Source organism: Klebsiella sp. P1927, from assembly GCF_018204675.1.
Classification (GTDB): domain Bacteria; phylum Pseudomonadota; class Gammaproteobacteria; order Enterobacterales; family Enterobacteriaceae; genus Klebsiella; species Klebsiella pneumoniae.
The window spans coordinates 5,270,470-5,291,188 of record NZ_CP073377.1 but is presented as its reverse complement, the minus strand read 5'-3'; the positions used below and the strand labels follow the sequence as shown (position 1 = coordinate 5,291,188).

The 20,719-nt window shown below is 53.3% G+C and carries 22 protein-coding genes and 2 pseudogenes; 11 read left to right on the top strand and 13 right to left on the bottom strand.

Features of this window, described 5'->3' with window-relative positions; translation table 11 throughout:
• Positions 1-53 precede the first annotated feature (53 nt).
• From waaA to coaD, 3 genes are read left to right on the top strand one after another with little or no spacing between them, the layout of a single operon-like run.
• A complete protein-coding gene (gene waaA / locus KB892_RS26320) occupies positions 54-1,328 on the top strand; it encodes a lipid IV(A) 3-deoxy-D-manno-octulosonic acid transferase (protein ID WP_002922499.1) in 1,275 nt (424 codons plus the stop codon).
• Complete coding sequence (locus tag KB892_RS26315; protein WP_002922500.1) at positions 1,328-2,104, top strand: glycosyltransferase family 2 protein; 777 nt, start codon at positions 1,328-1,330, stop codon at positions 2,102-2,104. Before waaA ends, KB892_RS26315 begins: the two co-directional genes overlap by 1 nt.
• A complete protein-coding gene (coaD, locus tag KB892_RS26310) occupies positions 2,101-2,580 on the top strand; it encodes a pantetheine-phosphate adenylyltransferase (RefSeq protein WP_002922501.1) in 480 nt (159 codons plus the stop codon). Before KB892_RS26315 ends, coaD begins: the two co-directional genes overlap by 4 nt.
• Positions 2,581-2,767: 187 nt before the next feature.
• On the opposite strand, the gene mutM is transcribed toward coaD, so the two are convergent.
• The 4 genes from mutM to radC form a co-directional block, all read right to left on the bottom strand.
• Positions 2,768-3,577 (bottom strand): bifunctional DNA-formamidopyrimidine glycosylase/DNA-(apurinic or apyrimidinic site) lyase, encoded by an 810-nt coding sequence (mutM, locus tag KB892_RS26305; RefSeq protein WP_002922508.1) that lies wholly within the window; start codon positions 3,575-3,577, stop codon positions 2,768-2,770.
• A gap of 135 nt (positions 3,578-3,712) precedes the next feature.
• Positions 3,713-3,880, bottom strand: coding sequence for a 50S ribosomal protein L33 (gene rpmG, locus KB892_RS26300; RefSeq protein ID WP_002922510.1), 168 nt, complete (start codon positions 3,878-3,880; stop codon positions 3,713-3,715).
• A gap of 20 nt (positions 3,881-3,900) precedes the next feature.
• On the bottom strand, positions 3,901-4,137 hold the full coding sequence (gene rpmB / locus KB892_RS26295) for a 50S ribosomal protein L28 (RefSeq protein ID WP_000091955.1): 237 nt from the start codon (positions 4,135-4,137) through the stop codon (positions 3,901-3,903).
• Positions 4,138-4,353: 216 nt separating this feature from the next.
• Positions 4,354-5,019 (bottom strand): RadC family protein, encoded by a 666-nt coding sequence (gene radC / locus KB892_RS26290; RefSeq protein ID WP_002922589.1) that lies wholly within the window; start codon positions 5,017-5,019, stop codon positions 4,354-4,356.
• Positions 5,020-5,191: 172 nt separating this feature from the next.
• Here radC and coaBC point away from each other — a divergent pair, with 172 nt between their 5' ends.
• From coaBC to slmA, 3 genes are all read left to right on the top strand, one after another.
• Positions 5,192-6,406 (top strand): bifunctional phosphopantothenoylcysteine decarboxylase/phosphopantothenate--cysteine ligase CoaBC, encoded by a 1,215-nt coding sequence (gene coaBC / locus KB892_RS26285; protein WP_002922591.1) that lies wholly within the window; start codon positions 5,192-5,194, stop codon positions 6,404-6,406.
• Entirely contained in the window at positions 6,384-6,842 is a 459-nt protein-coding gene (gene dut, locus KB892_RS26280) for a dUTP diphosphatase (RefSeq protein WP_004145270.1), read from the top strand. The genes coaBC and dut overlap by 23 nt, the downstream gene beginning before the upstream one ends.
• A 124-nt stretch (positions 6,843-6,966) precedes the next feature.
• Positions 6,967-7,563, top strand: a complete 597-nt coding sequence (gene slmA / locus KB892_RS26275) for a nucleoid occlusion factor SlmA (RefSeq protein WP_002922598.1) — start codon at positions 6,967-6,969, stop codon at positions 7,561-7,563.
• Between the two features lie 47 nt (positions 7,564-7,610).
• Here slmA and pyrE read toward each other — a convergent pair whose 3' ends face one another.
• The 5 genes from pyrE to KB892_RS26250 all read right to left on the bottom strand — a co-directional run bounded on the left by pyrE (position 7,611) and on the right by KB892_RS26250 (position 12,138).
• Complete coding sequence (gene pyrE / locus KB892_RS26270) at positions 7,611-8,252, bottom strand: orotate phosphoribosyltransferase (RefSeq protein WP_002922600.1); 642 nt, start codon at positions 8,250-8,252, stop codon at positions 7,611-7,613.
• 110 nt (positions 8,253-8,362) lie between these two features.
• Positions 8,363-9,079, bottom strand: a complete 717-nt coding sequence (gene rph / locus KB892_RS26265; RefSeq protein WP_002922602.1) for a ribonuclease PH — start codon at positions 9,077-9,079, stop codon at positions 8,363-8,365.
• A 96-nt stretch (positions 9,080-9,175) separates the two neighbouring features.
• On the bottom strand, positions 9,176-10,315 hold the full coding sequence (locus KB892_RS26260) for an ABC transporter permease (protein WP_002922603.1): 1,140 nt from the start codon (positions 10,313-10,315) through the stop codon (positions 9,176-9,178).
• Positions 10,302-11,219 (bottom strand): ABC transporter ATP-binding protein, encoded by a 918-nt coding sequence (locus KB892_RS26255; protein ID WP_004152982.1) that lies wholly within the window; start codon positions 11,217-11,219, stop codon positions 10,302-10,304. The genes KB892_RS26260 and KB892_RS26255 overlap by 14 nt, the downstream gene beginning before the upstream one ends.
• Positions 11,212-12,138, bottom strand: a complete 927-nt coding sequence (locus KB892_RS26250) for an HlyD family secretion protein (RefSeq protein WP_269465041.1) — start codon at positions 12,136-12,138, stop codon at positions 11,212-11,214. Before KB892_RS26250 ends, KB892_RS26255 begins: the two co-directional genes overlap by 8 nt.
• Here KB892_RS26250 and KB892_RS26245 point away from each other — a divergent pair.
• Positions 12,098-12,229, top strand: a complete 132-nt coding sequence (locus tag KB892_RS26245) for a hypothetical protein (protein WP_004216995.1) — start codon at positions 12,098-12,100, stop codon at positions 12,227-12,229. The genes KB892_RS26250 and KB892_RS26245 overlap by 41 nt on opposite strands.
• A gap of 37 nt (positions 12,230-12,266) precedes the next feature.
• On the opposite strand, the pseudogene KB892_RS26240 reads toward KB892_RS26245, so the two are convergent.
• From KB892_RS26240 to KB892_RS31720, 3 genes and pseudogenes are all read right to left on the bottom strand, one after another.
• Positions 12,267-13,835 (bottom strand): annotated as a pseudogene (locus KB892_RS26240) (lysophospholipid acyltransferase family protein); the annotation flags it as partial.
• A gap of 146 nt (positions 13,836-13,981) precedes the next feature.
• Positions 13,982-14,962, bottom strand: a complete 981-nt coding sequence (locus KB892_RS26235) for an IS5-like element ISKpn26 family transposase (protein ID WP_073547080.1) — start codon at positions 14,960-14,962, stop codon at positions 13,982-13,984.
• A gap of 64 nt (positions 14,963-15,026) precedes the next feature.
• Positions 15,027-15,167: pseudogene (locus tag KB892_RS31720) on the bottom strand (hypothetical protein); the annotation flags it as partial.
• Positions 15,168-15,666: 499 nt separating this feature from the next.
• Between KB892_RS31720 and KB892_RS26230 the strand changes: the two are divergent.
• The 3 genes from KB892_RS26230 to KB892_RS26220 all read left to right on the top strand — a co-directional run bounded on the left by KB892_RS26230 (position 15,667) and on the right by KB892_RS26220 (position 18,520).
• Entirely contained in the window at positions 15,667-16,530 is an 864-nt protein-coding gene (locus KB892_RS26230; RefSeq protein WP_062955110.1) for a YicC/YloC family endoribonuclease, read from the top strand.
• A 182-nt stretch (positions 16,531-16,712) separates the two neighbouring features.
• Positions 16,713-17,459 (top strand): isocitrate lyase/PEP mutase family protein, encoded by a 747-nt coding sequence (locus tag KB892_RS26225; RefSeq protein ID WP_004152903.1) that lies wholly within the window; start codon positions 16,713-16,715, stop codon positions 17,457-17,459.
• Positions 17,460-17,461: 2 nt separating this feature from the next.
• Positions 17,462-18,520, top strand: a complete 1,059-nt coding sequence (locus KB892_RS26220) for a bifunctional transcriptional activator/DNA repair enzyme AdaA (protein WP_004151500.1) — start codon at positions 17,462-17,464, stop codon at positions 18,518-18,520.
• Positions 18,521-18,575: 55 nt separating this feature from the next.
• On the opposite strand, the gene KB892_RS26215 is transcribed toward KB892_RS26220, so the two are convergent.
• Positions 18,576-19,826, bottom strand: a complete 1,251-nt coding sequence (locus tag KB892_RS26215) for a chloride channel protein (protein WP_004151501.1) — start codon at positions 19,824-19,826, stop codon at positions 18,576-18,578.
• Between the two features lie 274 nt (positions 19,827-20,100).
• On the opposite strand from KB892_RS26215, the gene KB892_RS26210 reads away from it, so the two are divergent.
• Positions 20,101-20,718, top strand: coding sequence for a trimeric intracellular cation channel family protein (locus KB892_RS26210; RefSeq protein ID WP_002922654.1), 618 nt, complete (start codon positions 20,101-20,103; stop codon positions 20,716-20,718).
• The last annotated feature ends 1 nt before the right edge of the window (position 20,719 follow it).

Genomic DNA, 20,719 nt, shown 5'->3' with positions numbered 1-20,719 from the left:
CGCGGGCTAAATGCTTAGAATTTGCCCGCCAAAACAGAGAACGGATAAATAGTTTGGAATTGCTTTATACCACCCTACTTTACCTTATTCAGCCGCTGGTGTGGCTGCGGCTGCTGCTGCGCAGTCGTAAGGCTCCTGCCTATCGCAAACGCTGGGCGGAACGCTATGGCTTCTGTCAGAACAAGGTAGAGCCGGATGGCATTCTGCTGCACTCCGTTTCCGTCGGCGAGACCTTAGCCGCCATTCCGCTGGTCCGCGCCCTGCGCCATCGCTACCCTTCTCTGCCGATCACCGTCACCACCATGACGCCGACCGGCTCCGAGCGCGCCATGTCGGCGTTTGGCAAAGATGTTCATCACGTCTATCTGCCCTACGATCTGCCCGGCGCCATGAACCGCTTCCTGAACACCGTTCAGCCGAAGCTGGTGATCGTTATGGAGACCGAGCTGTGGCCGAATATGGTGGCCGCGCTGCATAAGCGTAAGATCCCGCTGGTGATCGCCAACGCGCGCCTGTCCGAACGTTCCGCCAAAGGCTATGCCAAACTGGGCGGCTTTATGCGCCGCCTGTTGAGCCGCATTACGCTTATCGCCGCGCAGAATGAAGAAGATGGTAACCGCTTCCTCTCCCTGGGGCTGAAGCGCAACCAGCTGGCGGTCACCGGCAGCCTGAAATTCGATATCTCCGTCACGCCAGAGCTGGCGGCCCGGGCGGTGACGCTGCGTCGGCAATGGGCACCACACCGCAAGGTCTGGATTGCCACCAGCACCCACGACGGTGAAGAACAAATCATCCTCCAGGCGCATAAAAAACTGCTGGAGGCTTTCCCGAACCTGCTGCTGATCCTTGTTCCCCGCCATCCGGAGCGCTTCCCTGACGCCCGTGAGATGGTACAAAAGGCTGGGATGAGCTTTACTCTGCGCAGCACGGGCGAGATCCCCTCCTCCAGTACCCAGGTAGTCATTGGCGATACCATGGGCGAGCTGATGCTGCTCTACGGCATTGCCGACCTCGCCTTCGTCGGCGGCAGCCTGGTGGAGCGCGGCGGCCATAACCCGCTAGAGCCGGCGGCGCACGCCATTCCGGTGCTGATGGGTCCGCATACCTTCAACTTCAAAGATATCTGCGCCAAGCTGCAGCAGGACGATGGCCTGATCACCGTTACCGATGCCGATTCGCTGGTCAGGGAGGTGTCCACGCTCCTGACCGATGAAGATTACCGTCTGTGGTATGGCCGTCACGCGGTGGAAGTGCTGCATCAGAACCAGGGCGCGCTGTCGCGTCTGCTACAGTTACTGCAACCTTACCTGCCGCAGCGGAGTCATTAATGTCGAACCGGCTTTCCGTGGTGATGATCGCTAAAAACGCCGCCGACCTGCTGCCGGATTGTCTGGGCTCCGTTAGCTGGGCGGATGAAATTATCGTCCTCGACTCCGGCAGCACCGACAACACCGTTGAGCTGGCCCGCGGCCTCGGCGCCCAGGTCTATACCCATACCGACTGGCGAGGCTATGGCATTCAGCGCCAGCGCGCGCAGGATTACGCCACCGGCGACTGGGTGTTGATGATCGATACCGATGAGCGCGTCACGCCAGAACTCAGGCAGGCTATTCTTAAGGTACTGGACGCCCCCCAGCGCGGCGCCATCTACAGCATCGCCCGCCGTAACTATTTTCTCGGACGCTTTATGCGCCACAGCGGTTGGTATCCCGATCGCGTCCTGCGCCTGTACGAACGCGCCCGTTACCGCTATAACGATAATCTGGTCCATGAATCGCTGGATAGCCTGGGCGCTGAGGTTATTCCGCTGACCGGCGATCTCCTGCACCTGACCTGCCGCGACTTCGCTGGCTTCCAGCAAAAACAGCTGGCGTATGCCGCCGCGTGGGCGCTTGAGCGTCACCAGAAGGGCAAGAAGACCTCGATGGCAGGGATTTTCAGCCATACGCTGGGCGCGTTCCTCAAGACGTTGCTATTGCGCGGTGGGGTGCTGGACGGTAAACAGGGATGGTTACTGGCGATGGTCAACGCGCAGTATACGTTTACGAAATATACCGAGCTGTGGGCGCTGAGCCACGGCTACTCGGAGAAAGAGTCATCATGAGCACAAAAGCGATCTATCCGGGTACCTTCGACCCCATCACCAACGGTCATATCGATATTGTCACCCGCGCGGCAAGTATGTTCGATAAAGTGGTGCTGGCTATCGCCGCCAGCCCGAGTAAAAAGCCGATGTTCAGCCTTGATGAGCGCATTGCGCTGGCAGAGCAGGCGACGGCCCACCTGGTGAACGTGGAGGTTATCGGCTTCAGTGATTTGATGGCCAATTTCGCGCGCGCGCAGCAGGCCAATATCCTGATCCGCGGCCTGCGGGCGGTGGCGGATTTCGAGTATGAGATGCAGCTGGCCCATATGAACCGCCACCTGATGCCCACCCTTGAGAGCGTGTTTCTGATGCCGTGCAAAGAGTGGTCGTTTATCTCTTCCTCACTGGTGAAGGAAGTGGCGCGCCACCAGGGCGACGTTTCTCACTTTCTGCCAGCTAATGTGCATCAGGCGCTGTTGAATAAGCTGAAGTAACGCATCTGCCGGGACATGAGCCACGTCGGCTGGCGCAGCACTACGCCGCTGGGCCATTCACACCGGCTCTGTCCCGGTCTTTGTGCCAGATGGCGCTACGCTGACCTGGCCTACAAACGCCCCCGGCCCACCAGATGCGCACCCGCAGGCCCGCTGACCTGGCCGACAAACATTCCTGTTCCTGAGACTACTTCTGGCACTGACGGCAATAAAAGGTCGCCCGCTGGGCATGTTTGGTCCCGACGACCGGCGTGCCGCAGATCCGGCAGGGTTCGCCCTTGCGGCCATAGACCTGTAGCTCCTGGGCGAAATAGCCCGGCTTGCCATCGCTTTGCAGGAAATCCTTTAACGTGGTGCCGCCCTGCTCTATCGAACGCAGCAGGACCAGCTTAATCACCTTCACCAGCTGCTCACACTCTTCCCGCGACAGCGAGGACGCCAGCCGGTCAGGATGGATCCCGGCGGAGAACAGCGATTCACTGGCGTAGATATTCCCCACGCCCACCACCAGCTTGTTATCCATCAGCCAGGGTTTGATCGCGGTTTTCTTCTTCGCGCATTTTTGCTGGAGATAGTCGGCGTTGAACGCGTCGCTGAGCGGCTCCGGGCCAAGATGAGCCAGTACCGGATGGCCTTCCAGCGTTCTGGTCCACAACCAGGCGCCAAAGCGGCGTGGATCGGTGTAGCGCAGCACCTTGCCGTTACTCATGACCAGGTCAACGTGATCGTGTTTTTCAGCAGGCAGCTCTTCGCTCAGGATGCGCAGGCTCCCCGACATCCCAAGATGGACGATGATCCAGCCGTCCGACAGCTCCAGAAGCAGGTATTTGGCGCGGCGACGCACGCTGAGAACCGGAACGTCGCTCAGGCGATAAATCTCTTCGGAAACCGGCCAGCGCAGCCGTCCGTTGCGCACGACGGCGTGCAGAATGGTTGCGCCAACCAGGTGCGGCTCGATGCCGCGACGGCTGGTTTCAACCTCTGGTAATTCAGGCATGATTTTCCTCCGTTTACCCGACGTATTGTGCTTCACGGACAGGTGACTGAAAAGGGAGTATGTGAAAGCAATATGGGGGAGTTTTAAAAACAAAAAACCCCGCCGAAGCGGGGTTTTTATACAAGGAGGCTAAAATTATTTGATTTTAGCTTCTTTGTAGATAACGTGCTGACGTACAACCGGATCGTACTTTTTCAGTTCCATTTTTTCCGGTTTGGTACGTTTGTTCTTCGTGGTGGTGTAGAAGTGACCAGTACCAGCGGAAGAAACCAGCTTGATTTTCTCACGAATACCTTTAGCCATGATTTATTTCCTCTAAGTACTTAGTACTTTTCGCCACGGGCACGCAGTTCAGCCAGAACTGTATCGATGCCTTTCTTATCGATTACACGCATACCTTTAGCAGATACGCGCAGGGTGACAAAACGCTTCTCGCTCTCAACCCAGAAACGGTGAGAGTGCAGGTTCGGCAGGAAACGGCGTTTAGTCGCGTTCAGTGCGTGGGAACGGTTGTTACCGGTCACCGGACGCTTGCCAGTAACTTGGCAGACTCGGGACATGTCTATTCTCCAAAAATCAAATTAGCTCGAGCTTCGTATGGGGTATTGGCGCCTCGTCAGGCTTTACAGCCTGGTCATCGCAGTTCAATGTGAACTCTCGACTGCCAGGCCCAAATGCCAAACCCGAGATTCTCAAAGGTGGCGTAGTATACGCTGACTCGGCGATGTGCTCAAGTCCCGAACAGACAAAGATCCCGAAGGATCGCCAGTTCGGGGCTAAATCCAGCCACGTTCGGCAAAAGATACATACGCACCGCGGCCGATAACCAGATGATCAAGCACGCGTATCTCCATGAATCTACAACATTTTATCACCCTTTCGGTAATCAGTCTGTCGGCCTGACTTGGCTCCGGGCTACCGGAGGGATGATTATGCGCAAGGATCACGGCGGCGGCGTTCACTTTGATGGCTTCGCGTACAATTTCTCGCGGATGCACCTCAACGTGGCTAAGAGTACCAGAAAAAAGACGACTATGTTTCAACACCCGGTTCTGATTATCTAAAAAGATCACCATAAAGATCTCGCGCTCCTCTTCCGTCAGCTGGCTTTGTAAAAACTCGCGCGTCATCGAGGGCGTGACCAGCGCGGCCTCCTCGACCAGCTGCGAGCTAAAATAGCGTCGCGCCAGCTCGGCAATGCCCTTCAGTTGGGCATATTTCGCCAGCCCCAGTCCGTCTACAGCAATCAGTTGCGCTTTATCAGCGGAAAGCAGAGCGTAGAGTGAGCCAAAACGCTGCAGTAACGCCTGGGCATAGCTGAGCACATCCTGACGACGCGTGCCGACGCGCAGAAACAGCGCCAGCAGCTCAACATCCGTTAGCGTTTCGATGCCGTATTGCAGCATCTTCTCCCGTGGCATCAGATTTTCCATTCCGTCCATGCGCCCTCCTGGGTGAATCAGCCTATCCTGGCACAGCCTGACGGCGCTGCCGACCCGCCGATTTTCACCCTGCGTAGCCGCTCGCAAAGTGAATGCCCGGCAGAGGCACGACGGCGGCAGGATTGTGATAAGATGCGCGGATTCTGGTCTACGGCAACAGGAAGACATCATGATGACTCTGGCGGGTAAAAAAATCGTCCTGGGCGTCAGCGGCGGCATCGCGGCGTATAAAACCCCGGAACTGGTGCGCCGGCTGCGTGAACGCGGCGCGGAAGTGCGTGTCGCGATGACGGAGGCGGCAAAAGCGTTCATCACCCCACTCAGCCTGCAGGCGGTATCCGGCTATCCGGTTTCCGACAGCCTGCTCGATCCGGCGGCGGAAGCGGCAATGGGCCATATTGAGCTCGGTAAATGGGCCGACCTGGTGATCCTCGCCCCAGCGACCGCCGATTTAATCGCTCGCGTGGCGGCCGGCATGGCCAACGATCTGGTGTCGACGATCTGTCTTGCCACTCCATCCCCGGTTGCCGTGGTGCCCGCCATGAACCAGCAGATGTATCGCGCGCAGGCCACCCAGCATAATCTGCAGACGCTCGCTACTCGCGGGCTGCTGCTATGGGGACCAGACAGCGGTAGCCAGGCCTGCGGCGACGTCGGCCCGGGGAGAATGCTCGATCCGCTAACTATCGTAGACATGGCCGCGCAGCATTTCGCCTCCCCTGTCAAAGATTTGCAACATCTCAACCTCATGATTACCGCGGGCCCGACCCGTGAGCCATTGGATCCGGTGCGTTATATCACCAACCACAGCTCTGGCAAGATGGGCTTCGCGATTGCCGCCGCCGCAGCGCAGCGGGGCGCGAACGTGACCTTGATCAGCGGGCCGGTATCGCTACCGACCCCGCCGTTTGTGCAGCGCATTGATGTCACTACCGCGCTGGAGATGGAAGCGGCCGTCCAGGCTGGCGCCCAGCAGCAGCACATTTTTATTGGCTGCGCCGCAGTAGCGGATTACCGCGCCGCCGTCATCGCCGAAGATAAAATAAAAAAACAAGGTGATGAATTAACAATAAAAATGGTTAAAAACCCGGATATAGTGGCCGGGGTCGCGGCGCTAAAATCACATCGCCCCTACGTCGTTGGGTTTGCCGCCGAAACGAATTATGTGGAAGAATATGCGCGGCAAAAACGTGCCCGCAAGAACCTCGACCTGATTTGCGCCAACGATGTTTCCCAGCCTAATCAGGGCTTTAACAGCGACAGCAACGCACTACACCTTTTCTGGCAGGATGGGGAAAAGCGCTTACCACTTGAGCGCAAGGAACTCCTGGGCCAATTATTACTCGACGAGATCGTGACCCGTTATGATGAAAAAAATCGACGTTAAGATTCTGGACCCGCGTGTCGGCCAGCAATTTCCGCTGCCGACCTATGCCACCTCCGGCTCCGCCGGACTTGACCTGCGAGCCTGTCTCGACGACGCCGTAGAGCTGGCGCCGGGCGCAACCACGCTGTTGCCGACCGGCCTTGCGATTCATATCGCCGATCCCTCTCTGGCGGCGGTGATCCTGCCGCGCTCCGGCCTGGGTCATAAGCATGGCGTAGTCCTGGGCAACCTGGTGGGCCTTATCGACTCCGATTACCAGGGGCAGCTGATGGTGTCCGTCTGGAACCGCGGTCAGCAGAGCTTTATTATCGAGCCGGGCGAACGTATCGCACAGATGGTCTTTGTGCCGGTCGTTCAGGCGGAATTTAACCTGGTGGAATCCTTCGATGCCACCGACCGCGGCGAAGGCGGCTTCGGTCACTCAGGGCGTAAATAAGCCCAGCAACACGGAATCTGCATCCCAACGCGCATAACGCAATAACATTACCGCAAGCCCTGGTTTGCGGTCGCGTTGTGGATGTCTGCCTGACAAGTGCTTATTTTCAGGGGTATTTTAAAACATGGCAGAAAAGCAAACTGCGAAACGGAATCGTCGCGAAGAAATACTTCAATCTCTGGCGCTGATGCTGGAATCCAGCGATGGTAGTCAGCGTATTACCACCGCGAAACTGGCGGCTTCCGTCGGCGTCTCTGAAGCCGCGCTGTATCGCCATTTTCCCAGCAAAACCCGCATGTTTGACAGCCTGATCGAGTTCATTGAAGACAGTCTGATTACGCGCATCAATTTGATTTTGAAAGATGAAAAGGACACCACCGCGCGCCTGCGCCTGATCGTTCTGTTGATTCTTGGCTTTGGCGAGCGTAATCCTGGGCTGACGCGTATCCTCACCGGGCACGCGCTGATGTTCGAACAGGACCGGCTTCAGGGTCGCATCAACCAGCTTTTTGAGCGCATCGAAGCGCAGCTACGCCAGGTGATGCGCGAGAAAAAAATGCGCGAAGGCGAAGGCTACACCCTCGACGAAACCCTGCTGGCCAGCCAGCTGCTGGCTTTCTGCGAGGGCATGCTGTCGCGCTTTGTGCGCAGCGAGTTCAAATATCGTCCGACGGATGATTTCGACGCCCGCTGGCCGCTGGTTGCCGCACAGCTGCAGTAATCTTCTTCTGAGATGCCCGGTAGCGTGACGCTTACCGGGCGTATGTCTTAGACGCCGTAGGCTTCACGATAGGCGCGAACTGACGCCAGGTGTTCCGCCATCTCGGGTTTCTCTTCCAGATAAGTAATCAGCTCTTTCAGAGTGATGATTGAGATAACCTGGCAGCCGTAATCCCGCTCCACTTCCTGAATGGCGGAGATCTCGCCGCGGCCGCGTTCCTGACGATCCAGGGAGATCAGAACGCCCGCCAGCTGCGCGCCCTGGGCCTGGATAATCTCCATGGATTCGCGAATCGCCGTACCGGCGGTGATCACGTCATCCACCAGCATTACCCGGCCCTGCAGCGGGCTACCGACCAGATTGCCGCCTTCGCCATGGGTTTTTGCCTCTTTGCGGTTAAAGCAGTAAGGCAGATCGCGGTCATGATGCTCGGCTAACGCCACCGCGGTGGTGGTGGCGATTGGGATTCCTTTGTAGGCCGGGCCAAACAGCAGGTCAAACTCAATTCCGGAATCCACCAGCGCCTCGGCATAAAAACGGCCCAGCAGAGCCAGATCGCGCCCGGTGTTAAACAGGCCGGCGTTGAAGAAATAGGGGCTCTTGCGCCCGGATTTCAGCGTGAATTCGCCAAACTTAAGAACCTGCTTGCTAAGCGCAAACTCAATAAACTGGCGCTGATACGGCTTCATGGATTCGCTCCTTTGGTACTTTTCATCATTGTCAGACTGCGCGCTCCCCTTCGCAGGTGTGATGAAGGATAAAGCGCAAAAAAAAGGCGACTTCTCAGTCGCCTTAATCATTAATTTTCTAACGCCGCCTTCTGCGTCGTGATAATGGACTCGATCCCCCCTCGGGCTAACGCCAGGAGAGTGAGGAGTTCTTCATGGGTAAACGGCTCACCTTCCGCAGTGCCCTGCACCTCAATAATACGGCCATCTTCGGTCATCACCACGTTCATGTCGGTCTCCGCGGCGGAGTCTTCGATGTACTCCAGATCGCAGATGGCTTCGCCATTTACGATACCGACGGAGACCGCGGCCACCATCCCTTTCATCGGATTGGTTTTCAGCTTGCCGGCGGCGACCAGCTTATTCAGCGCATCGGCCAGCGCCACGCAGGCACCGGTAATGGAGGCAGTGCGGGTGCCGCCGTCGGCCTGCAGTACATCGCAGTCGAGAGTAATCGTGAATTCGCCCAGCGCTTTCAGGTCAACCGCTGCGCGCAGCGCACGGGCAATCAGGCGCTGAATTTCCATCGTCCGGCCGCCCTGCTTGCCTTTTGCCGCTTCACGCGCGTTACGCGTGTGCGTAGAACGCGGCAGCATGCCGTATTCAGCGGTGATCCAGCCCTGGCCCTGGCCTTTCAGGAAACGCGGAACGCCTTCGTCAATAGAGGCAGTGCACAGCACTTTGGTATCACCGAATTCGACCAGCACGGAGCCTTCAGCGTGTTTTGTGTAATTACGGGTCAGGGTGACGGGACGCACCTGATTAGCGCTACGGCCTGCTGGACGCATGATAGAAATCTCCGGCTTGAAACGAATGTGAGGGCGCATTATACGAATTTCATGGCAAAAAGCCTATGCCCACTCCAGCCGGACGCGCCGATAATGTCAGTCCAGCGTTTTACGATAAGATTTCAACCCCACGCCAATGACAATCACCGCCAGGCCTATCAGCGGCAAGAGGTCAGGCAACAATGCCGTTGCTGAATAGCCTTTCAGCATAATGCCCTTAACCAGGCGGATGAAGTAGGTCAGCGGTAAACAGGAGCCAATGGCTTTCGCCCAGTCAGGCATACTAATAAAGGGGCTAATAAAGCCGGACAGCATAATGGAAGGGATAAAGTAAAAAGAGGACATTTGCAGCGCCTGCAGCTGGTTTTGTGCTAAGCCAGAAATACCGATACCAATTGACAGACAAAGAAAGACATAAATTAACAGCACAAAAAATAGTAGGAAGACGCTACCGTGAAGGGGGATATCGAACAACAAAACGGCGGCAATCAGGATTAACGTCGCCTGAAACAGACCAATGATAACAAAAGGCGTTATTTTCCCAATAATGACCTCAAGCCCGGACAACGGAGAGACCAGTAAATTTTCTAACGCCCCGTTTTCTCGCTCGCGGGTAATAGACAGGGCGGTCATCAGGATTAACGTTGTACTGAGTATAGACCCCATAATACCGGGAATAGTATTAAACTGGGTTATCCCCTCAGGGTTAAACATGCGATGAATGATAAGCTCGAAATCATCCTCTTTTTGCACCACACGCATGTCGCCCGGCAAATCGTGCTGAAACATCGACTTCGCCACCTGCACAAGGGCGCTGAGCGCATTCCCCGTGGTGATCGGATCGATGGCATCCCCCTGAATTAATAGTTGTGGCTTTTCTCCACGCAGTAACTTGCGCGTAAACCCCTCAGGGATCGTCACGATAAAAGTGACATCCCCCCGCACAAAGGCTTTCTGCGCCGCCTCTTCTGAATCGACAGGAATCATCGAAAAATACCCGGTATTTTGCGCTTCCGTCACAAAGATTTGACTCATGCGTTCGGTATCATAATTTAGTAAGGCGGTCGGAAGATTATGCGGATCCATATTGATGGCATAGCCAAGAATGATCAGCTGAAAAAGAGGTGTCAGGAGCACCATACTGATGCTGACTTTATCACGGCGTAGCTCGTGAATTTCCTTAATAACCACGCCAATCCACCGCGTAACGGAGAAGCTAAAATTAATTTTTTTCACAATTATTTTTCATCAAGTAGGTAAATGCATCTTCCAGATTGGTATCCACCTTACAGAACTCATAACCCTGTTGCGTAAAGGCAAAAAGCGCGGATTTTAACTTCGCTTCATCTCTGGATGTAATATAAAGCTGATTGCCAAAAATGACCGTTTGCTCAATATCCGGCAAGCGCTGTAGCTGGCTTTCAAGCAGCGTCAGACCGGCGCCGCTGGTTCGCATGGTGATCAAATTCTGGGAGGCTATAATCGACGCAATAGTGCCATTCGCCAGCAGCCGACCATATGAGAGATAGGCAACCTTATGGCAGCGCTCAGCCTCATCCATATAATGCGTGCTCACCAGTATCGAGATCCCCCGGTCAGAGAGCTGGTGCAGCATTTGCCAGAACTCTCGCCGCGCCTTGGGATCCACGCCAGCAGTCGGCTCATCCAGAAATAGCAAAACAGGTTCATGCAACATACAGGCGGCGAGGGCCATTCTTTGCTTCCAGCCCCCAGAAAGCTCCTTAGCCAGCTGGTGCTGTCGGGCAGTGAGGCCTAACTCAGAAAGCGCACGTTCAACCCGATCTCTACGCCGATCGAGGCTATATAACCGCGCAATAAAAAGTAAGTTTTCCCGAATAGTTAAATTTCCCCACATTGAGAAATACTGGGTCATGTAGCCTATCTTTTTTTTTATTTTTTCCCGCTGCGTAAAGATATCCATACCCAGACAAGTACCTTCACCGGAATCCGGCGTAATCAAACCACACATCATTCGAATCGATGTCGTTTTTCCGCTACCGTTCGGACCGAGAAAACCATAGATCTCGCCTTTTGCCACCTGTAAAGAGAAATCCTTTACGACGTGATGCTCGCCAAAATGTTTATTGAGATTTTTTACATCAATACAAAGATTATTCATCGCCAATAATCTCCACATCAAACGGTTGGCCGATTTTCATCCGCCCTGCCTGCTGCAGCGCAGGGATAGCCTCCGCCATAAAAATGAGCTTCTCACGACGTTTCGTACTATAAATAACTGGAGGCGTAAACTCGGCCTCAGGGCTGATATAGTTAATAACGCCAGCAATGGGCTCAGCGCAACCATCGCATATAAGTTTTACCTTAGATCCGATTTTAAATTTACCGAGCTTCGCTTCGGGTATAAAGAAGCGTACTTTTATATTCTCAGGAGGTAACAGACTGATTATTGGTTTACCAGCAGAAGGGCGCTCCCCGGCACGATAAATAATATCGAAGACTTTAGCATTGACCGGAGAAACAATCGTCGTTTGCTGGACATCCCACAGCGCCTTATCCCGTTCGAGTTTTGCCGCGGCCACCATTGAGCGCTGCTTGCTAATCTCATCCTGCCGGGCAGGGAGTTGCCGTGCTTTGAGTTGATTAATTAACTCTTCAACCTGTGCGCCTTTTTGAGTTAATTCATCCCGGATATCCTCCCATTCCGCAAGCGATATGGCATGATTGGCGTAAAGATTACGATATCGCCCAAGCTGCCGCTTTACCTGGGATTCTGCCGATTGTGCTTTTTTAATCTGCGAACGTATAATATCCAGCTCTTCAGGCCGTTCTCCAGATTCCAGATTTCGTAATAGAGCGCTCTCTGCTGATAGTTTTTCCTCAGCGCGCAGGAAAATATTTTGCGCATCGAAGGACTCAATCTTCACTAACTCCTGTCCTGCGGCGACGTTATCTCCTTTATTGATCAAGATCCGTTCTATTTTTTCATTACCAGAATATGAAAGGTATACAAATTCTCCATGTGAATAACCGGATAACATGTTATCTGGTTTGTTATCACACCCGGTGAGTATCAGCACCGATATCAGTATAATAAATACATTTATTGGCTTTCGCATTAAAACGCATCCATACGCATATCATTTCCCTTATCACTACGGTCTGGATTGAGGCACGCTCGCTCCAGGACCGGACAATCATCGTCAGTTTAATCTCTTAAATAATGCTTAACGTAGCTTTCATTCAATTTATCTATAGAGCTCAGATTTAACCCAGCTATCGAATTAAAAGAATAATCTTTTGTGAATGCAAGAATCGACGATCCGCCCGGGGAGAACCATTTAGCACTCTGTTTAAAAGGCCAGGGAAGTTCATAACCTTCTTCTCTCAGCAGGTGATTAAGCATGCTCCAGTCTGCTCTAAAATCTTCGCCACAAAATGGAGTATCATCCTGTACATTTTCGGCAGTGAACAATGCTATCGGCGTACAAAAATCAGCTGTCGAGGAAAAGTATATATTATAGAAACTGATGATGAGTTTCTGTACTTTTTCAGGAAAAGTTCCAGGAATGGTCAGCACACCCAGCAAGTATTTATAGTCCGGATATCTTTTTATAAAGTCAAATATCCCTTGCCATAAATAATCAAGCACCTTACTTTTTTGATAAGGTTTCTGAATAAAGCCGCGGCCAATTTCCACACACTTCTCTAAACAGGAATAGGCATTATCATGGTATTTAAACAAGCTGTTGCTATAGAGGCCTGTTACACCATGTTGGGCCAGCTGCTCGCCAACGGGCATAACACGATATGCTCCCAGGATTTCCACATCAGAAGGATCCCACAAAATGATATGATAATAACTTTCATCAAAAACATCGTTATCTCGGTCGTTACCAGTTCCGGCACCAATATCGCGATAACAGCGTTCGCGTAAGCGCCCTAACTCATCAATAATAGGTGAGGTTCGGTTAGTATTACAGCGATATATCACTAGTTTTCTACCGTCTTCAAACTGCCTTAATATTTCGCACTCCTCTATTGCGCTAATTAGCTCCTTTTTACCTGGTTCTAATTCTTGCGGCGCAATCGTATCTAACATAGCCGGGCCATTCTTCGCTATACTCTGGAGGTGCGTCAAACATACATTTGCCGCGGCAGAAAGATCTTTATTGTATTCTTTAAACGAGGATAAGGCTATTTGCTGTCCTATATTGATTTTCATGGTCTTGCCATGATGGCGGAGAGCTTCACGAATAACCATCATATTCGACAGTTGCCGCCAGAATGTTGCAGTAAGATAATAAATCTTACTGTTTGCTCCCGTAATATGAATTGGTACCAATGCTGCATTATTTCTCATAGCAAGCTGTAAAAAACCGGGGTTCCACTTATGCTCCTGTAACCCGGAAAGAGACCAGTTAGCCAGCTTACCCGCAGGACATATAATCAATACGCCTCCTTTTCGCAGGTGATCGTTCATCTCGCGGAATTTTTTATGGCTCATCTTACCGGCCATATTCTCAATTCCAATGGTAAGTTCCGATACCTGGGGGAATATAATTGGCAAAACGTGATTGGCTATTATTTTTATATCATTCCTGACTCGGGAGACCGTATGTATTAAGCTAAGTCCATCGATAACCGTCGGATGATTTGAAATAACAACCGTAGCCCCATGCTCAGGTATGTTGTTAAATTGGTGGTGTTCGCTTTCACATTTCAACTCAAGGAGTTCAACAACTGCATTAACCCACTCGACCCCATTTTTATTAAGGAAGGTGCGAATAAGCAGGTCATTTCTTCCCAAGCTGACTCGCTGATTAAAATTTCGCGGATCTGGGCCGATTTTTTTCCCGCAAACACATCGAATCAGCCTATTTAGGCTATTTTTTCCACCATTTCTGGCGTTATTTCCGGTTTTTACTGAGATCTCTCCCACTGACGTATCATTTGGTCCACCCGAAACAGGTTGGCCAGGGTGAATAACATCGCCAGTTGGTTATCGTTTTTCAGCAGCCCCTTGTATCTGGCTTTCACGAAGCCGAACTGCCGCTTGATGATGCGAAACGGGTGCTCCACCCTGGCACGGATGCTGGCTTTCATGTATTCGATGTTGATGGCCGTTTTGTTCTTGCGCGGATGCTGCTTCAAGGTTTTTACCCTGCCGGGACGCTCGGCGATCAGCCAGTCCACATCCACCTCGGCCAGCTCCTCGCGCTGTGGCGCTCCTTGGTAGCCGGCATCGGCTGAGACAAATTGCTCCTCTCCATGAAGCAGATTACCCAGCTGATTGAGGTCATGCTCGTTGGCCGCGGTGGTGACCAGGCTGTGGGTCAGGCCACTCTTGGCATCGACACCAATGTGGGCCTTCATGCCAAAGTGCCACTGATTGCCTTTCTTGGTCTGATGCATCTCCGGATCGCGTTGCTGCTCATTGTTCTTGGTAGAGCTGGGTGCCTCAATGATGGTGGCATCCACCAAAGTGCCTTGGGTCATCATGACGCCTGCTTCGGCCAGCCAGCGATTGATGGTCTTGAACAATTGACGGGCCAGTTGATGCTGCTCGAGCAGGTGGCGGAAATTCATGATGGTGGTGCGATCCGGCAGGGCGCTATCCAGGGATAATCGGGCAAACAGGCGCATGGAGGCGATTTCGTACAGGGCATCTTCCATGGCACCGTCGCTCATGTTGTACCAATGCTGCATGCAGTGAATACGCAGCATGGTCTCCAGCGGATAGGGCCGTCGGCCATTGCCCGCCTTGGGATAAAACGGCTCGATGACAGCGGTCATATTCTGCCATGGCAGAATCTGCTCCATGCGGGAGAGGAAAATCTCTTTTCGGGTCTGACGGCGCTTAGTGCTGAATTCACTATCGGCGAAGGTGAGTTGATGGCTCATGATGTCCCTCTGGGATGCGCTCCGGATGAATATGATGATCTCATATCAGGAACTTGTTCGCACCTTCCTTAACAAGTCGCTCGTTATATATTAAGCGAGAAAATACCTTATTGCCAAATGCCGTCCTGAACAGCCATTTTTTCCAAAAAGGTATGGTTGTATTTGGAAAAAATTCCCTTACGACTCTGTCAAAGATAGCGTCCATATTAAAATCCTTTTTATAGAACTCATCTTAAACGACTATACTAGCGTTCTTTCAGTCGGACAATACCGCATAAAACTTAAAAAGGCCAAAACAAAACAATTAGATATAATTAATACAACAGTATTCTCACCATAAATACAATCACCAAAGTTTTAATAAATTTATAGTAATCAATGCAAAAAAAACATACATAATGCTTAAAGGTAATACCCTATCTCATTTCTGGTGGTTATACTTCCTACAACTCACAGAATAGCTTTTCTGGCGGTATATGCATTTGTACAAAGGCATCCGAATTCCATGCCCGTATCTAATATCAGAAAATATTAACTACGGATTTCCATAATATATAACCCCACCTACAGCCCCTGGCGAAAATAACTTTGCGGCTATATCCGTTAAAACAATCGTCCTTGAAGTATTTCATCACTATTCCTGTTAAGTCACCGCCCGCACGGCTATAATCCTTGCATTCATTATTACGAAAACAGGAACGTCTATGATCCGCAGTATGACCGCCTATGCCTGCCGTGAAATCAAGGGTGACTGGGGTAGCGCCGCATGGGAGCTGCGCTCGGTAAACCAGCGCTATCTGGAAACGTACTTCCGCCTGCCGGAGCAGTTCCGTAGTCTGGAGCCCGTGGTACGCGAGCGCATTCGCGCCCGCCTGACTCGCGGTAAAGTCGAATGCACCTTGCGTTTTGAACAAGATCCCAGCGCTCAGGGTGAACTCATCCTCAACGAAAAGCTGGCTAAACAGCTGGTAAACGCTGCCAACTGGGTGAAAATGCAGAGCGATGAAGGGGAAATCAACCCGGTTGATATCCTGCGCTGGCCGGGCGTGATGGCCGCCAAAGAGCAGGATCTCGACGCCATCGCCGCCGACATTCTGGCCGCTCTTGACGGCGCGCTGGACGACTTCATCGTCGCCCGCGAAACGGAAGGCCAGGCCCTGAAAGCGCTTATCGAGCAGCGGCTTGAAGGCGTGAGCGGCGAAGTGGCGAAAGTTCGCGCTCATATGCCGGAAATTCTCCAGTGGCAGCGCGAGCGCCTGGTCGCCAAGCTGGAAGATGCGGAAGTACAGCTGGAAAATAACCGCCTTGAGCAAGAGCTGGTGCTGATGGCGCAGCGTATCGACGTTGCCGAAGAACTGGACCGTCTCGAAGCGCACGTTAAAGAGACCTATAACATTCTGAAGAAGAAAGAAGCTGTGGGTCGCCGTCTCGACTTTATGATGCAGGAGTTCAACCGTGAATCGAACACCCTGGCGTCAAAATCGATTAACGCCGAGGTGACCAACTCCGCGATTGAGCTGAAGGTACTCATCGAGCAAATGCGCGAGCAAATCCAGAATATCGAGTAACGCTTTCTCGTTTGTTAATGTATTTCGGTATCCAGGGCCATGATAAATCATGGCCTTTTTATTTATCTCTCTCACGGGCGAATGATAAGAATCTACTTATAAAAAATAGTCGTCCAGTTTTCGGTTGTGGCAAATAAGCACAACGCGGCACAGTCAGGAAAACACTACCGCGAGAGAAAAGAATGGACTTTAATGCACTTCACCAGCAAAACCAACCTTTGTTGCTTGCCAATGTCTGGGATGCCAGCAGCGCTCAGGCTGCTCAGCAGGCTGGTTATCAGGCGCTGGGATCCTCCAGCGCTGCTATCGCCGCAATGTTAGGGTATGAAGATGGCGAAGAGATGAGTTTTGACGAGCTGTTTTATGTCGTCTCACGCATCAAAACCGTTAGCGAACTGCCGTTAAGCGTCGATTTAGAGGCGGGCTACGGCGCGACAACCAGCCACATCATTGACAATATCCGGCGTCTAGCGCATCTCGGCGTGAGTGGAATAAATCTCGAGGATAGTCATGTGGTGGATGGTACGCGTCGTCTTGACGATGCGGAGCGCTTTGCCGTCAAACTGCAGGAAATAACCCGCGCCTGTCCCGGTCTGTTTGTTAATGTCCGCACCGATACCTTTCTTCTCAACGTACAAGATGCGCTGGTTCAAACGCTCTATCGCGGTCAACTCTACGCCAAACACGGCGCATGCGGTTTTTTTGTGCCTTGCGTCACCCGCGCGGAGGATATTACCGCCATCGTTCACCACGTGCCTTTACCCTTAAACGTAATGTGTATGCCTGAGCTGGCTGACTTCAGCACCTTATCGACACTGGGCGTAAAACGAATTTCGATGGGCAATTTTATTTATGCTGCGACGCAGGCCAGACTGAAAGACTTATTATGTCAGGTGCAAACCCAACACTCTTTCTCAGGTGTTTTTTGACCATGAAAATTACCGACAGCATGCAGTGCGATATCTGGTATCAGGCGCTGCTTGAACGCGCGGTGGAATTCACCGGCGTTTTTTTCGTCGGCGTGAAAACCACCGGCGTATTTTGTATCTCGGTCTGTCGGGCGCGAAAACCCCGGCGGGAAAACGTCGAATTTTATAATGACTTTAAATCCGCGCTGGATGCCGGCTTCCGGCCATGCAAAGTCTGTCGCCCGACGGAGAATGCCCGGACGGCCCCCGCCTTTGTTGAACAAGCGCTCCGCCTGCTGCGAGAAGCTCCAAAGGTCCGCCTCAGCGATAGCGAGCTACGTCAGCACGATATTAGCCCGGAACGCGTTCGCCGCTGGTTCCTGCAAAACCACGGGATCACCTTTCAGGCTTTTCAACGGATGCAGCGTTTGAATATGGCGCTTCAGGAATTAAAAGCAGGCCGCTCAACTACCGATGTCGCTTTCGATAGCGGTTACGAGTCCTTAAGCGGCTTCGGCTATACCTGCAAAAAATTGACCGGTTTCGCACCCAGCGCGCAACGCCAGGTTGTTTTAATTCATCGTTTTACCACCCCGTTAGGGCCAATGTTTGTTTGTGCAACGCAACGGGGAATTTGTCTGCTGGAGTTTGTCGACAGACGAGCGCTGGAGTCAGAATTCAGCGACCTGCAGCGGCGGTTCAACGCCAGCATCATCGCAGGTGAAAATGCCCACACCAGGCAGGCGCAACAGGAAATAACGGAGTATTTCGCCGGACAGCGTCAATCGTTCGAGGTGGCGCTTGATACCCCAGGCAGCGAATTCCAGCGAGCGGTCTGGCGCCGTTTACAGCACGTTAGCTTCGGTGAGACGACGCATTATCAATCGATTGCGATGGAGATAGGTAAACCAACGGCCACGCGCGCGGTGGCTGCTGCAAACGGCGCTAACCGCGTCGCGATTATCATCCCGTGCCATCGAATTATCGGCAAAGATGGTTCGATGACCGGTTACGGCGGCGGCATTGCACGAAAAATATGGCTTATTAACCATGAGGCAACCATCAGGGAAAAACGCGGCTGATTTTACTTTCAGGATCAACGGGCCCCTCCCTGACTTTCACCGCGGCTCGGTAAGCCTATTTTTTATCCAGCACCCGGCAGGTTAAAAACGCCCCTGCCGCGCACAGCAGCGCCGGAGCCAGATAGCTGTGATCCATGTGGGTAAACTCCATCACCAGCGCCACTGCGGTCAACGGCATCTGCATGGAGGCGGCGAGAAACGCGGCCGCCCCCACCACAGCGAAGCTGCTTTTATCACCGCCAGGGAAGCCGAGCTGCCAGAGCGCGCAGAGCAGCAGGCTGACCAATCCGCCCACCGCCAGCCCTGGGGTTAACAATCCACCCTCCGCGCCGCCGCGCAGCACCGCCAGAATCACCACCATCTTCAATACTAACAGGACAGCGACCATGGAGAGAGGCAGCCCGTCGCTGAGCGCCAGCTGCATTGGACCCTTGCCATTGCCCGGAAGCTCGGGGAAATAAAGACTCAGGATGGCAAGAAGAGAAAACCCCAGCAGACAGAACACCGGCATCTGCCAGTTACTTCGCGCGCGTGAACGCGCCGCGCTGGTCGCTTTGCGAAAGAGCCAGGCGCCGGTGCCAAGAATCGGGCCCGCCAGAATCGCCCACCAGAGAAAGGTGTGCGGAAGTGCGCTGGAAACAAAATGGTATTGCGATTCATCCCCTAACCCCAGGGTGGCCGTCCAGGCGGCAATCGCCGAGGTCATCATCGCCGCCAGCGTTTTTTCCCAGCTAAACGACAGCAGCATGACCTCAAGGCTGAACAACGCCCCGGCCAGCGGGACGTTATAGACCGCCGCCAGACCCGCGCCCGCCCCACAGGCAATCAGCGTGCGGGTTTCATCTTCCAGCAGGCGCAGCTTACGCGCCACCATCCCCGCCCCCAGCGCGCCCATTTCCCGGGGCGCCACTTCGCGGCCAAGCGGGGAGCCCAGCGCTACTGTGACGATCTGCAGCAGCGCGTGGATCGTCGTGGTGCCCGCGGGCATGGGTACGCAGGGGTTGGCCACCGCCGCCGCAATGGAAACCCGCCTCTGCCCATAGCGACCAAGCAGCCACCAGCCAAATCCGGCGACGGCGCCGCCGGCCACGATTGCCACGATGCGGCGTGGCCAGGACGACTCCGTGACGCCCTGTAAAAATGACACCGAACCGACGATCTGCCCGTAACTGTAACCAAAAGCCAGGTGCTGAATCGCGTGTAAAATTAGTGCCAAAACCATGCCGGACAGACCGGCCAGAATCCCGGTTAATACCACGGCTATCAGGCGGATCAGATGATTTTTATTCCCGGCGGCGACGCTCATTTTCTCAGGCCTTGAAAAGGAAAAATAAAAGAATAAAGGACGAGACTTAAACATTGCGTAATCATAGTGTTTTCGATAGTGATACCCATCGCTTCACTTAGCATTACTTTTTCTAATCAATAAAAATCCCTAAAAATCAATAAACCTTTAAATCAAGCCATCACAGATACTACTTCCATTAATTTTTCCTGGCGTAAATGATTCGCTTTAGAAAATCTCAATCGTGATCCTGCGCACAAATCGTTAACCTGCCCGCCATTACCTGGGGGGATCTATGCTGCTTCATGTTCTGTATTTAATCGGTATCACCGCGGAAGCCATGACCGGCGCACTGGCTGCCGGGCGCCGGCGGATGGATACGTTTGGCGTCATTATTATCGCCACAGCGACCGCGCTGGGCGGGGGTTCCGTTCGCGATATCCTGCTGGGGCACTATCCTCTTGGTTGGGTGAAGCATCCCGAATATGTCATCATTGTCGCCGTCGCCGCCGTTCTCACGACCATTGCCGCTCCGGTGATGCCGCACCTTCGTCGGCTGTTTCTGGTGCTGGACGCGCTGGGGCTAATCGTGTTTTCCATCATCGGCGCGCAGATCGCCCTGGACATGGGCGAAGGCCCGGTTATCGCCTCTATTGCCGCCGTGATCACCGGTGTCTTCGGCGGCGTACTGCGCGATATGTTCTGCAAACGCATTCCGCTGGTCTTCCAGAAAGAGCTGTATGCCGGGATCTCCTTTGCCGCAGCCGTACTCTATATTGCTCTGCAACATTACGTCAGCAGCCACGATGTGGTGGTGCTGGCTACACTGCTGTTCGGCTTTACCGCCCGCATGCTGGCGCTACGCTGGAAACTGGGGCTACCGGTCTTCCACTACACCCATGACGCCCACTAAC

Coding starts and splice junctions, on each gene's coding strand:
- KB892_RS26315 (WP_002922500.1), top strand. CDS start 1,328: ATGTCGAACCGGCTTTCCGTGGTGATGATCGCTAAAAACGCCGCCGAC.
- coaD (WP_002922501.1), top strand. CDS start 2,101: ATGAGCACAAAAGCGATCTATCCGGGTACCTTCGACCCCATCACCAAC.
- mutM (WP_002922508.1), bottom strand. CDS start 3,577: ATGCCTGAATTACCAGAGGTTGAAACCAGCCGTCGCGGCATCGAGCCG.
- rpmG (WP_002922510.1), bottom strand. CDS start 3,880: ATGGCTAAAGGTATTCGTGAGAAAATCAAGCTGGTTTCTTCCGCTGGT.
- rpmB (WP_000091955.1), bottom strand. CDS start 4,137: ATGTCCCGAGTCTGCCAAGTTACTGGCAAGCGTCCGGTGACCGGTAAC.
- radC (WP_002922589.1), bottom strand. CDS start 5,019: ATGGACGGAATGGAAAATCTGATGCCACGGGAGAAGATGCTGCAATAC.
- coaBC (WP_002922591.1), top strand. CDS start 5,192: ATGACTCTGGCGGGTAAAAAAATCGTCCTGGGCGTCAGCGGCGGCATC.
- dut (WP_004145270.1), top strand. CDS start 6,384: ATGATGAAAAAAATCGACGTTAAGATTCTGGACCCGCGTGTCGGCCAG.
- slmA (WP_002922598.1), top strand. CDS start 6,967: ATGGCAGAAAAGCAAACTGCGAAACGGAATCGTCGCGAAGAAATACTT.
- pyrE (WP_002922600.1), bottom strand. CDS start 8,252: ATGAAGCCGTATCAGCGCCAGTTTATTGAGTTTGCGCTTAGCAAGCAG.
- rph (WP_002922602.1), bottom strand. CDS start 9,079: ATGCGTCCAGCAGGCCGTAGCGCTAATCAGGTGCGTCCCGTCACCCTG.
- KB892_RS26255 (WP_004152982.1), bottom strand. CDS start 11,219: ATGAATAATCTTTGTATTGATGTAAAAAATCTCAATAAACATTTTGGC.
- KB892_RS26245 (WP_004216995.1), top strand. CDS start 12,098: ATGTTATCTGGTTTGTTATCACACCCGGTGAGTATCAGCACCGATATC.
- KB892_RS26235 (WP_073547080.1), bottom strand. CDS start 14,962: ATGAGCCATCAACTCACCTTCGCCGATAGTGAATTCAGCACTAAGCGC.
- KB892_RS26230 (WP_062955110.1), top strand. CDS start 15,667: ATGATCCGCAGTATGACCGCCTATGCCTGCCGTGAAATCAAGGGTGAC.
- KB892_RS26225 (WP_004152903.1), top strand. CDS start 16,713: ATGGACTTTAATGCACTTCACCAGCAAAACCAACCTTTGTTGCTTGCC.
- KB892_RS26220 (WP_004151500.1), top strand. CDS start 17,462: ATGAAAATTACCGACAGCATGCAGTGCGATATCTGGTATCAGGCGCTG.
- KB892_RS26215 (WP_004151501.1), bottom strand. CDS start 19,826: ATGAGCGTCGCCGCCGGGAATAAAAATCATCTGATCCGCCTGATAGCC.
- KB892_RS26210 (WP_002922654.1), top strand. CDS start 20,101: ATGCTGCTTCATGTTCTGTATTTAATCGGTATCACCGCGGAAGCCATG.